We start from the raw sequence: 13337 nt of genomic DNA on the forward strand, positions 1-13337 counted from the left end.
CAACAGCTAGAAGCAGCGAATTTTGCTCCCATGCAAAGCTAGCTATCAGGGCAAGTTCTCATACTGTGGCAAAAGGATTAATTTGTGGATATTAACAGACGAGATTTACTGAAGCTAGTTTCTGCTTCTGGTTTAGGTGGAGCTGGGGTATTTGCTTTACAAGGTTTCACTAAACAGGTTTTAGCGCAAAATCAGCCTAAGCCTACCCCACTCCAGATCAAAAAAGGTGAAATGCTCTACAGGCAACTAGGACGCACCGGAGAACAAGTATCTGTAATTGGTCTAGGTGGTCATCATATTGGTAGACCAAAAGATGAGCAAGAGGGTATTAATCTGATCCGTACTGCCCTCGATCGCGGGATTAATTTTATGGACAATAGCTGGGATTACCATAACGGAGGTAGCGAAATTCGTATGGGTAAAGCTCTGCAAAATGGTTATCGTCAAAAAGCTTTTCTGATGACTAAAATTGACGGTCGCACAAAGGCAGCCGCTACGAAACAAATTGATGAATCTTTAAAACGTTTGCAAACAGACCACATTGATTTATTGCAGCATCATGAAGTTATTCGTATGGAAGACCCAGACCGGATTTTTGCCCCTGGTGGTGCGATGGAAGCAGTTGTGGAAGCACAAAAAGCCGGCAAGATTCGCTACATAGGCTTTACTGGACACAAAGACCCTTTAGTACACCTGAGAATGTTGGAAGTTGCCAATCAAAACAAGTTCCGTTTTGATGCAGTGCAGATGCCTTTAAATGTTATGGATGCCCATTTCCGCAGTTTTGAGAGGCAAGTTTTACCCAGACTGGTTCAGGACGGAATTGCTGTACTGGGGATGAAATCAATGGGCGACCAAAACATCCTCAAAAGCAATGTGGTCAAACCTATCGAATGTCTGCATTACGCGATGAATCTACCAACTTCAACGGTGATTACAGGCATTGAAAGTATGCCCATCTTAAACCAGGCTTTCGAGGCAGTACGTACTTTTACACCCATGAGCCAGGAACAAGTTAAAGCATTACTGAATCGGACTCGCCAAGCTGCTCTTAAAGGTCAGTATGAACTGTTTAAAACTACTAGCCAATTTGATAGTACAGCCAAAAATCCTGAGTGGTTAGGATAAGTTTTAAGCAAATGGGTCTTGGGTTTAAGACGAATGGCACGCTTGTTAATCGCAAAGCCCTGATATAACAAGATTTTGAGTGTGGGGAGTGTGGGGAGTGTGGGGGGTAAGACTTCTTCCCCGTCCTCCCACACCTTGCCCTGACAAGGTTTCAGCTTTTCTTAGTGCCATTCTGTTAAAACATCTAAGCATTCATGCCGCCATCAACATCAAGTGTTGCACCGGTGATGAAAGCCGCGTCAGGACTGGCGAGAAAAGCGACCGCAGCTGCAACTTCCTCTGGCTTGCCGTAACGGTTGAGGGCTGTGGCTGCTTTTTGGATTACCGCAAAATCACTATCAGATGGGTTCATATCAGTTTCAATTGGGCCTGGCTGTACAACGTTAACTGTGATCGCCCTCGATCCCAGGTCACGTGCCCATCCGCGCGTGTAGCCAGCGATCGCAGATTTAGTTGCTGAATAATCGGAGATTCCTGCCCAAAGCGAATGGGTTCCAACACAGGAGCCAATGGAGATGATTCGTCCACCTTCAGTCATGAGTGGTGCAGCCGCGCGGACGGCAGCCACTACGCCACCCACATTGATCGCAAACTGCCGTTCAAAAGAGGCAATATCGCTTGCAGGATCGCCAACTACACCAAGGACAAGTACACCAGCGTTGTTCACGAGAATATCGAGACGACCAAAGCGTTCGGCGACCATCTTAACCAAATTCCCCACCTGGAGAGGATCGGCTTGGTCGGTCTTGAAGGCGGCGGCCCTAACGCCTTTTTCTTCGAGTTCCCGGACAACGATCGCGGCCTTTTCCGATGAGGTGGCGTAACTAATGGCAATATCTGCACCGTCTTCAGCCAGACGTTTAGCGATCGCAGCACCAATACCCCGTGAGCCACCTGTAATGAGGGCAACTTTACCCGTAAGTTTCTTAATATTGCTATTCATGATTTTTGCTTTTTCGTTGTTGAACCTGTCACCTCAGTTATTTGACAACTGGGTAATTTTGTCAAGATTTTGACAACGCTATCAACAAATCAGCAATAATAACCAAGCCTAATGTGTTTTACCCAAATTTGAAAAATCGCAATGCGTATTTGCTAATGATCGTTCACTTCAGTATAAATCTATATTTGTGGTTCTTAGATTGATGCAACTAGGTAAATTTGCCAGTTATTTAGCATAACTAGACTTAGATTATTACGTGAATAAACGAACAGTACACACTGTTAGAGAAAGTTTATAGTCATTGCGTGGTGCTAAAGATTAGCAAAATTAATCTTTATTTAATTAGTATTTGCAGAGTTAACTTGACTGGAGTTCTGGGAACTATCATAGTAACTACCAAAATCTATTAGAAAACAAAATTAAGACAAGTATTGATGTTTAAATTAATTGCTCACATCCCTAACTATACTATTACAAGTTTAATTTATGAAGCTGCTACCACAGTAATTTATCGAGCATACTCCAAGGCTAACAGGCACTTAGTTGTTATCAAACTTCTCAAAGCAGAGTATCCCAGTATCAAAGAGATTGCCCAACTCAAGCACGAATATGAAATCATCCAAAATCTGAATATTGCAGGTGTAATTAAAGCCCATGAATTAATCAGTTATGATAACGGCTACAATAATGGACTAGCACTGGTTCTAGAAGACTTTGGTGGAGAAACCTTAAAACATCAAATATCTACTACAGGGATTGAACTTACAAAATTTCTTAATATTGCCAATCAAATTACTGAAACATTGGGAGAGTTACATACCCACCACATTATCCATAAGGATATTAAGCCCGAAAACATTCTTTATAACCCTAATACCGAAAAAATAAAACTGATTGATTTCAGCATCGCTTCGCTGTTATCCAAAGAAAGTCCAGAAATGACTAGCCTCAACCTTCTAGAAGGAACACTGGCTTATATGTCGCCAGAGCAAACCGGACGTATCAACCGAACCTTAGATTATCGGACAGATTTTTACTCATTAGGTGTCAGTTTCTACGAAATGCTGACTGGTCAGCTTCCCTTCTACAATGCTCAAGACTCAATGGAGTTGGTGCATTGTCACATTGCGAAAATTCCTGTAGCTCCTCACGAGATTAATCCTAATGTACCATTGGGAATCTCTGCGATCGCTATGAAACTTCTAAGCAAAACTGCTGAAGACCGTTACCAGAGTGCTTATGGGTTAAAGGCCGACCTAGAACAAGCAGCAATACAACTACAAACAAAAGGCAACATTAACCTTTTCAGCCTAGGCCAGCAGGATTTTTCACATCAATTCCAAATAGCTCAAAAACTTTATGGTCGGGAAATAGAAGTGGCGGTTTTAATGGCTGCCTTTGAAAAAGTTAGTCTTGGTTCGAGCGAAGTTGTGTTGGTAGGAGGATACTCAGGTATCGGCAAATCCTCACTAGTTAACGAAGTTCACAAACCGATTGTGCGGCAACGAGGTTACTTCATCGGTGGCAAATTTGACCAACTCAAGCGAGATATTCCTTATGCTCCTTTGATTCAAGCATTTCGAGAATTGATGCGACAACTATTAGCTGAAAGCCAAGCCAGAGTTGAGGTTTGGAAAAATAAATTACTACAAGCATTAGGAGCTAATGGTCAAGTTATTATTGATGTCATCCCGGAAGTAGAACTGATTATTGGGCAGCAACCGCCTGTACCGCAATTGGGGGTTGCTGAGTCTCAAAACCGTTTTAATCGGGTATTTAAGCAATTTATCCATGCCTTTACTGCTGCTGTTCATCCCTTAGTACTGTTTTTAGATGACCTCCAATGGGCAGATGCTGCCTCTGTGAAGCTGGTGGAAAATTTGATGACTGACCCAGAAAGTCGGTACCTATTGCTAATTGGGGCTTACCGAGATAACGAAGTTAGTCCCACCCATCCACTGATGCTAATGTTAGAGGCAATTCGAGCATCTGGGGCAACCGTTGAAGAGGTGCTTTTGAAGCCATTAGCAACACCTCATATTACTCAACTCCTTAATGACACGTTCAACTGCGAATCATCTCAGGCAGAACCTCTAGCTGATTTGCTGTTTCAAAAAACCCAAGGTAATCCCTTTTTCTTAACTCAGTTACTAAAAGTATTACATCAAGATAATCTCTTGACATTTGATTATCATTCGGGTTTATGGCAGTGGGATCTCAACAAAATTCAGGAACAAGCCATTACCGATAATGTAGTCGATTTAATGGTGAATAAAATTCAAAGATTGTCAGAACCAACGCAGCAAGTTTTACAATTAGCTGCTTGTGTTGGAAACCGCTTTAATTTAGAAATGCTAGCTGTCGTCAACGAAAAATCTCCATCAGCAACAGCAATTGATTTATGGTCAGCTTTGAGGGCGGGATTAATTCTACCTTTAAGTGATACTTACAAAATTCCTCAGTTGTTGAATCAGTCAGAATTGGCAACCTACTGTGATACGGCGATACAAGTTGATTATAAGTTTTTGCACGATCGCGTTCAACAAGCTGCCTATTCTTTAATTCCAACCGACCAGCAAAAACAAGTACATTTAAAGGTAGGTAAATTATTATTACACAATACTGACAAAGCCCAGTTAGAAGAGCATCTTTTTGAGATCGTCAACCACCTAAATGCTGGCAGTTCATTGATTGTAGAAATAGCAGAAAGATATGAGCTGGCAGAATTAAATCTGAAAGCAGGGCAGCGAGCAAAATCATCTTCAGCGTTTGTAACTGCACTCAAATTGCTGGAAATAGGGATGAATTATCTACCTGAGAATAGCTGGGAAGATAAATATTTACTGACATTAACTTTGTATTTACAAGTTGGAGAAGCAGAATTTTTAAATGGTAACTACGAGAAAGCTTTGCTGATTTTCGGGCAGACTTTCAACAAAGTTCAAACTACTCTTGATATGTGTCGAGTAAATGAATATCTGATTATGTGTTATCGCATGGAGAACGATTTAAACTCGGCATATAAAATTGGGTTAAACACCTTGGAACTTTTAGGCTTTGAGTTTGCAGCCTATCCCGATGATGTATATCTATTAGAAAAACTTAATCAAACAAAAAAAGTTATTGGCGATCGCACAACTTTCAGTCTCGCAGAATTACCGCAAATGCAAGATGAGGAGAAGCTAATAGCTCAACGCATCTTAAAAGAAGTTTGGCCCATTGCCTACTTTTTAGGATCTAAAGCGTTGCATATCACATCAATGAACATAACTCAACTTTCAGTTCAGTATGGCAACTCCCGAATTTCTGTATTTGGTTATATGCTGTATTCTTTCAACTTAGTATTTGAATATGGTGAGGTAGATTCAGGTTATGAATTTGGTGAATTATCTCTGCGTTTACATGAGATTTTAAGAACGAAGGAATTGGAAGCGAATATTTTGAATATGTGGGGAGGTTTAATCTGTCATTACAAAGACCATATTAGCCAGGGTAAGCCTTATTTATTAAAAGGATTTAATAGTGGTTTAGAAACAGGTTCTTATCAATGGTCTGGTTATTGTTCAGTTAATTTTTTATGGCAATGCTTATTTGGAAATGAATCTTTAGAAAAAACCGCAGAAGTAGCCAAAGATTTTATTCCTAGCCTCCGCAAGATTGACAAAAATATGTTGAACTACCATCTGTTGGCGATGGAAGCGATCGCTAACTTGACTAAGCCAGCAGACAAGATTGACGAACTTGTTGGCACTTGGGCAGATGAACGGCAAGTGCTAGAGTTTGCGTTAGCATCTTCGGATATGTTGAGTGCATTTGTAGTTTACATCTATAAACTGGCACTCTGTAACTGGTATGGAGAGTATACCAAAGCTGTTAAGTATGCAGAGAATGCCGAAAAATTTGTTGCGGGAGCGCGAGGAATTTTTATTAATCCTGTTTTTTATTTTCACCAAAGTATTGCCTTAGCAGAGGCTTATGCAAAAGCAGATACCGCAACTCAAGTCATTTATCTGCATAAATTAAATGCCAACTTAGAAAAATTCCAGCAATGGGCAATGCACTGCCCAACCAATTATCAACACAAGTTTCTGCTGATTAAAGCTGAAATTGCTCGGATTTCTAAACAAGATTATCAGGCAATGGAGCTGTACGATCTAGCGATCGCTTCTGCTGCCGAAAACGGTTATTTACAAAATGAAGCCTTAGCAAACGAACTCGCATTTCGATTTTACTGGGTCAAGGATAGAAAAAACTTTGCCAAAGTTTATTTTAAAGAAGCCCGCTATCGCTATCTCAAGTGGGAAGCTACAGGTAAAGTCCGGCAACTGGATGAACAATACTCCCAACTTTTTAGAGATCCAGCCGGGGAGGTAAACGAGCGGGGTACGGCTACGAAGCAGATTCGGGATATTTCTGAAGCTAAAACCCAAACTTTAGATTTAAGCACAGCAATTAAAGCGTCTCAAGCACTCTCAAGCGAGATGGAACTAAATCGGCTGCTTGAGAAAATGATGACGATCGCGATCGAGAATGCTGGTGCCCAAATGGGTTATCTACTTGTAAAACGGGATAACCAGTGGGTGATCGAAGCCGAAGGAAGCATTGATCGAAATCAAGTAACAGTGCGATCGTCGAGTCTATTTCAAGTAAAGCATAAGCTACCAGTTTTGCTGATTAACTATGTTGAAAGAACAAAAGAAAATTTGGTTTTAGACGATGCTAGCCACACAGAGCGTTTTGTGGGTGACAACTATATTGTTGCCAATCAACCCAAATCAATTTTGTGTTTGCCTTTCTCTCATCAGGGTAAGCTAACTGGAGTTCTTTACCTGGAAAATAACCTCACTACCGGAGTCTTTACCGCAGATCGATTAGAAGTACTGAACTTATTAACTTCGCAAGTTTCCATATCTATAGAAAATGCTCGGCTCTACACAAATTTGCATATATATTCCCAAGAATTAGAGATTTCGGAAACACAAGCGCGTGAGAAAGCAAAGCAGCTAGAACACACGCTCAATGAATTGAAGCTTACCCAGTCTCAGATGGTGCAAAGCGAAAAAATGTCTAGCTTGGGGCAGTTGGTGGCAGGTGTTGCTCACGAAATTAATAACCCAGTCAGCTTTATCTACGGCAACCTGACTTACGTAAATAATTATGTCAAAGACTTGATGAGTGTAGTACAACTTTATCAGCAGCAAAACCAGAATTTACCACCTAAAGTTCAAAATGAAATAGATGCAATTGACTTAGATTTTTTGATGGAAGACTTACCGAAACTGTTAGTTTCCATGCAAGTGGGAGCCGATCGCATTCGGCAAATTGTATTATCTTTACGAAACTTTTCCCGCCTAGACGAAGCTGATGTTAAAGCCGTTAATATCCATGAGGGCATTGATAGTACCCTAATGATTTTGCAAAATCGGCTCAAACCGCAACCAGACTCTCCCGGAATTCAGGTAATACAGGAGTATGGCAACCTGCCGCCTCTAGAGTGCTACCCTGGACAACTGAATCAGGTATTTATGAATCTGCTCGCCAATGCGATCGACTCTTTAGAGGAATTTAACGAACATCGGACTTATGCCGATATCGCACATCAGCCAAGTATCATCACAATTCGTACTACTGTTGAAGGCGATTTCGCCGTCATTCGCATTGCTGATAACGGTTCTGGTATCAGTGAAAATGTGCGATCGCAACTCTTCACACCCTTTTTCACTACCAAAGCTGTTGGTAAAGGCACTGGTTTAGGGCTATCTATTAGTTACCAGATTGTGACTAAAAAGCATCGAGGAAAGTTGGAATGTGTATCCGTTTTAGGACAAGGGGCTGAATTTATTGTTTCTATCCCCCTTCAGGCAAAGCTAGTACCGCAAGGCGGAATTAAAAATTAAAAATGAATACAGCGTAAGCATTTCATTGATTTAGAATGCGTGGTTTATTTCCGCCGTGTTGTACTAGAAGCAAGAAGTGTCTAATCATTACAGCAGAAATATGAGCAGCCACAAATTCTTCATTCACAGACGCATTTTTGAATTTTAACTCCTTTTTTTGGATAAGCTGCTGTTTAAACAGCTTGACAAGCGACAAGTTGAGCTATGGAATTCTTACATTGCTAAAAACTATACAACTGAAGTTGAGATGATGTTTGTTTCATAATTGGTTATAAATCAATACAGTTTAGATAAGACCAAAACACTTGTAGAGACGGCGATTTATCGCGTCTCAAAAACCCACTTAACCCAAGCGTATTGCGTTATAAATTACACTGAGCAACAAAATACGAAGTGCTATTTTTAGCACCTCGCAAACCCCTACCCCTTGGTGATAGCAGAGCGTTAATTTCGATTAAACAACCACAAAATTGTTTTCGGTTAGTGACAATCCAGTAGATAATTTTGCAAATTGTACCTGAGTAAACCCAGACGCACTGCCATCTTCATCAAAGAACAATGCACCTGTAGAATCGTCGTAGATGAATCGTTGACTGCTTGTAGTTGCAGATGTTCCAATAGTAAACTGAGTTTCCTGAAGTGAACCTGGTGATAAGCCGCCACCAAAACCAGCAGATGATACCTGAATCAGTTCATTAGCGGCGTTGAAGTCATAAATAGTATCAACACCTTCATTGTAATTATTGAAACCAAAGGTATCAGTCCCATCCCCTCCAATTAGGCTATCATTTCCCGCACCGCCAATAAGAAGATCGTTTCCTGCACCACCTCTGATTATGTCATTACCACTTTTACCATCGATGATATCGTCACCCCCTTGACCATTTATGACATCATCGGAGTTGTCAAAACCTGTAATGTTGTTATCGAGGTCATTGAGGAAGGTAACAGTGTTCCTGTTGAACAGGCTAGTTTGAGTAGAATTACCATCAAACACATCAAAACTGTCAGCGATGTTGGTTTGTCCATCAAACAGGATATTGCCAATAGCTAGTCGTGAAGAAGTTGCTGGGAGATTATCCAGGTTTTCTAATTTGAAATTTTGGAGAATGACTTTGCTATTAGCAACATTTTCAAAGGTGATTTCTAGGTTATTACCACTTTGAGTTAATTGCAGATTTTGAGCAGTTAAACCACTGCCGATAAATTGCAATGTATCCAGTTGGTTAATCACCGATGCTGAAGGATTTGAGCCTTTACCAATGCCACCGAAATCCGTGATTATATCAGTGCCGATATTATAGTTGCTCTCGAAAAAGTCGTAAACAAATTTATCATTGCCGGCACCACCAGTTAGGATATCATTACCATTCCCACCTGTCAGGATATCATTACCTCTACCGCCAATAATCGTATCATTGCCATCATAGCCACCGGAGAGTGTATCGTTCCCATCGTTGCCGATAATGTTGTCATCGTCAGCTGTACCTAAGATATTTAATTGTTCGATATTCTTGTAACTAACCCGATATGTGCCCGCCGTAATTGTTCCTTGGTTTGTAGTGGCATTAAATGTTGTTGTGATACCCCCAGCAGGATTGTTGTAATTGACGAACAACACATCGTCACCCTTACCCCCATCTATGGTATCTATGCCACTATAGCCCGTGGAGAGGGTATCGTTACCATCGTTGCCGACAATGTTGTCATCGTCGGCTGTACCTGAGATATTTAATTGTTCGATGTTTTTGTAACTAACCCGATATGTACCAGCTGTAATTGTCCCTTTGTTGGTAGTGGCATTGAATGTTGTTGTGATACCACCTGTAGCATTACTGTAATTGACGAACAACACATCGTTACCCTCACCCCCATCTATGGTATCTATGCCACCATAGCCCGTGGAGAGCGTATCTTTTCCACTGCTCCCCACAATATTGTCATCTGCATCTGTACCTGAGAGATTTAATTTTTCGATATTCTTGTAATTAACTTTATACGTACCACCAGTAATTGTTCCTTCGTTTGTAATCGGATTGAATGTCGTTACGATCCCCCCAGTAGAATTGTTATCGCCGTAATAGTAGGAAGATAAGAAAAAGGATAACAAATCGTCACCCTTACCTCCTTCTACCGTTTGAGTCACAAAAGAAGAGTCAGAGAGGGAAGCATATACAGGAGCGTATGAGGATATGGGGCTTAGAAAGAAGGAATCATTGCCATCGCCCCCAGAGAAAAAGTTACTGCCCGTTGAAATGTCAGCATACAAGTAATCGTCACCAGCGCCGCCGTTGAGCGTGTTATCACCAGAGGATGGTACGATAAAAGAGTTTCTTGTGTAAGTGCCAGAGGTAGAGAGAGTATCATTGCCATCGCCTCCAGACAGTAAGTTATTACCTGTTGAAATATCAGCATACAAGCGATCGTCACCAGCACCACCATCGAGGGTGTTATTACCCTCTGAGGTAAAATTAAGCTGCCCATTATCACTTTTAGTACCAGAGGTCGAGAGATAATCATTGCCATCGCCTCCAGAGAGTAAGTTATCGCCGGATGGAGACTCAGCATTCAATGTATCGTTACCAGCACCACCGTCAAGGGTGTTATTGCTTGAAGAGGCAATATAGCTGTATCCGCTGTAAATAGGAAAAGAAGAGGTGGAAAGATAATCATTGCCATCGCCCCCAGAAAGGGAATTATTGCCTGTTGTTCCCCTAGCATTTAAAGTATCGTCACCAATGCCACCATTGAGAGTGTTATCGCCTGTTGAAGTATCAACATTCAAATAGTCTTCACCAATGTCACCAATGAGTGCATTATTGCCTTGATAACCAATTAGAGTATCATTCCCTGCACCACCAATAAGAGTATCATTCCCTGCACTACCCCTCAGTATGTCGTCGCCACTCAAGCCGTCAATGCGGTCATTTCCACCTTGACCATTGATCACATCATCTGAGTTGTCAAAGCCACTAACATTATTGGAGAGGTCGTTAAGGAAGGTGACAGTGTTCTTGTTGAAGATAGTACTTTGAGTGGAGTTGGCATTGAAAACATCAAAGCTGTCGGTGATGCTAGTTTGCCCATCAAACTTTATATTGCCCAAGTCTACACTGGCTCCAGTAGATTTGCTCAGGTTATCCAGGTTTTCCAGAGCAAAGTTTTCCAGGATGACTTTGGCATCAAGCACATTTTCAAATGTGATTTCCAGATTCTTCCCATTCTGCGTCAGCAGCATATTTCGGGCAGTCAAGGCAGCACCTTGGAATTGTAGGGTATCCACTTCGGCGATGACTCCTGCTGAGGGATTTACGCCTTTACCTATACCGCTAAAATCCGTGATGATATCAATTCCGGTGTTGTAGTTGTAAACAAACTGATCTTTGCCACCACCACCAGTTAGGGTGTCATCACCTTCGTTACCTGTGATAGTATCGTTACCTGCTTCTCCATTAATCGTGTCCGCTTCGTAACTGCCTAGTAGAGTATCGTTAGCGTTGGTTCCAATGATATTCGCCATAATTTTCTACCTACCTAAATTGATTTTTCCAGTAACTTTCAGTTGTTAAGTTGCAGTTTTCCTTGTTTTCAAGCACAAAAATTCAACGAAATCTGCATATTTCATACCTCAACCTTGAAAAGCAGTAAATTTTCGAGAAATTTACTCGATTAGATGGCTTTAACTATGACTTATTTAAGTATTCTCTTACTATCTAAGTCTTAAGCACTGTACAAAATTCTGAAGGTGTGTCTTCATTACAATTGAATGCCTACAACTACCCTCCATATTTGGTTTTTGCCAGTATTTAAGTCCTACTAGAAGAGAAAATAGTCAAGTCAGTTTTAATTGGCTCAGATATTTTACTCCCTAACTTTACTTTTATTCTATTTATCCTTAGAGAGGTCTAGACATTTAAGTCTTCTATATTGAGAAGGAAGTTTAACTATTTTGTAGGTCTGTATAAAAAATATGATTTCCAATTTACCTAATGGTAGTTTTCTCCTTTGACGAACCCAAACGGGCTAAATCTCAACTAAATCTCAAAATTATCGCGTTTAGGAAAGGCAACTTTTTATCGCAGTAAAATTCGGTGGCAACTGCCTGCGATCGCTTTCATACAAGGAGTTAATTGTTGCTTTGTGCGTTTTGCAGCAAACATTGACGCTTCTTCTATTGTCGAGGCAGTGCGATCGCTCTTCAGATAACCAACCTACTTGGGTATCAGCCAAGGGTGTTGCATAAATGCAGGGTGAATCAGTTACTTTTAACCTGCTATCCTGCTATATTCAGTTTCCTCAGTTAAAAGCCATTAAAGAAATAAACTCTAAGCTTGAGAGGTAGATAAATGTTCTATGAATGACTCTCAAATACACAGTTCTTATCTTTCACTAGGAAGACGCGATCGCACAACTGCTTCCGTAGGATAATGAAATGGCAAAAATTTTGGGTTTTTGAGACGCGATAAATCGCCGTCTCTACAAGTGTTTTGGTCTTATCTGAACTGTATTGAGTTAAAATCGACTAAAATTGAATAGCTAAAATAGCAGCTAATATTTTGTAATGAATCCCTACGCTATCCTTAATCAGACAAAACTTCAGCGTGTTAGTGATGGCATAACCCGACCTCTACTAGAAAATTGCGAAACTGCCTCACATATCCTTATTTTAGTCTGGCCACAACTTGGGGATTTTGATAGTCTTGAATATGCGTGGTGGTTGCAGCGCGAAGCTAAAAAATTGCCTCCTGAAAAACTCGCTATTCGTGCAGTCGGAATTGGCGATCGCGCCTCTGGAATAAAATTCTGTGAATATACAGGATTTCCAGCCGAAAATTTATTTGTTGAACCTAATGCAGAACTACATCACCAACTCAAACTTTATTCAGGTCTGAATCTCCCTCTCCCTAGAATTTCCCCTACTCAGAAAGCTTGGCTAAATCTACTGTTCATGTGTGCAGGGTTTGGAAGTCCTGGAACCCTAAGAGAAGTGTTTCGAGGATATAAAGGCGATCGTCAAGCCCCTCAACTCATTGAAGATGATGAAATTATTCAAGGTACTCCTCTACCTGCCTTTAAAGGCTCATTTTTCAAATTAGCTGGTGGAATTGGGTTTCAACGTCCCTTTGAATTAGCTACTCTACGGCTACGCAATATGGTGGAAGTTCTAAGCAATTGGCATACTTATGTACCTAATTCTGCCTACTTAACTCAGCGTGGTGGAACTTTTCTGTTTAATAACCAAGGTCAGTTACTTTACGAACATCGAGATCCGGGAATTTTGGGCTTTGCAGCTAATATGAGTCAGCCCCTATCATTTTTATCCCTTATCTAAACAGATAGCTTTACCCCAATTGATTATTCATAATTGC

At 40.9% G+C, this 13337-nt stretch carries 5 protein-coding genes; 3 read left to right on the forward strand and 2 right to left on the reverse strand.

Annotated elements, in window-relative coordinates:
• Positions 1-84: 84 nt before the first annotated feature.
• Positions 85-1128: an aldo/keto reductase gene (locus V7K69_RS14175; protein WP_335035318.1), complete on the forward strand. Its 1044-nt coding sequence runs from the start codon at positions 85-87 to the stop codon at positions 1126-1128.
• Positions 1129-1312: 184 nt separating this feature from the next.
• Here V7K69_RS14175 and V7K69_RS14180 read toward each other — a convergent pair whose 3' ends face one another.
• Positions 1313-2071, reverse strand: a complete 759-nt coding sequence (locus V7K69_RS14180; RefSeq protein ID WP_335035320.1) for an SDR family NAD(P)-dependent oxidoreductase — start codon at positions 2069-2071, stop codon at positions 1313-1315.
• Between the two features lie 434 nt (positions 2072-2505).
• On the opposite strand from V7K69_RS14180, the gene V7K69_RS14185 reads away from it, so the two are divergent.
• Positions 2506-7968, forward strand: coding sequence for a trifunctional serine/threonine-protein kinase/ATP-binding protein/sensor histidine kinase (locus tag V7K69_RS14185; protein ID WP_335035322.1), 5463 nt, complete (start codon positions 2506-2508; stop codon positions 7966-7968).
• Between the two features lie 454 nt (positions 7969-8422).
• Here the strand turns inward: V7K69_RS14185 and V7K69_RS14190 are convergent, their stop codons facing one another.
• Positions 8423-11488: a calcium-binding protein gene (locus tag V7K69_RS14190; RefSeq protein ID WP_335035324.1), complete on the reverse strand. Its 3066-nt coding sequence runs from the start codon at positions 11486-11488 to the stop codon at positions 8423-8425.
• 1041 nt (positions 11489-12529) lie between these two features.
• Between V7K69_RS14190 and V7K69_RS14195 the strand changes: the two genes are divergently transcribed.
• Complete coding sequence (locus V7K69_RS14195; protein WP_335035326.1) at positions 12530-13300, forward strand: peroxiredoxin-like family protein; 771 nt, start codon at positions 12530-12532, stop codon at positions 13298-13300.
• The last annotated feature ends 37 nt before the right edge of the window (positions 13301-13337 follow it).

It is taken from the genome of Nostoc sp. (assembly GCF_036917775.1).
GTDB lineage: Bacteria > Cyanobacteriota > Cyanobacteriia > Cyanobacteriales > Nostocaceae > Nostoc.

What these genes read in the sequence shown, in the direction of transcription:
- V7K69_RS14180 (WP_335035320.1), bottom strand. Translation starts at nt 2,071, where the DNA reads ATGAATAGCAATATTAAGAAACTTACGGGTAAAGTTGCCCTCATTACA.
- V7K69_RS14185 (WP_335035322.1), top strand. Translation starts at nt 2,506, where the DNA reads ATGTTTAAATTAATTGCTCACATCCCTAACTATACTATTACAAGTTTA.
- V7K69_RS14190 (WP_335035324.1), bottom strand. Translation starts at nt 11,488, where the DNA reads ATGGCGAATATCATTGGAACCAACGCTAACGATACTCTACTAGGCAGT.
- V7K69_RS14195 (WP_335035326.1), top strand. Translation starts at nt 12,530, where the DNA reads ATGAATCCCTACGCTATCCTTAATCAGACAAAACTTCAGCGTGTTAGT.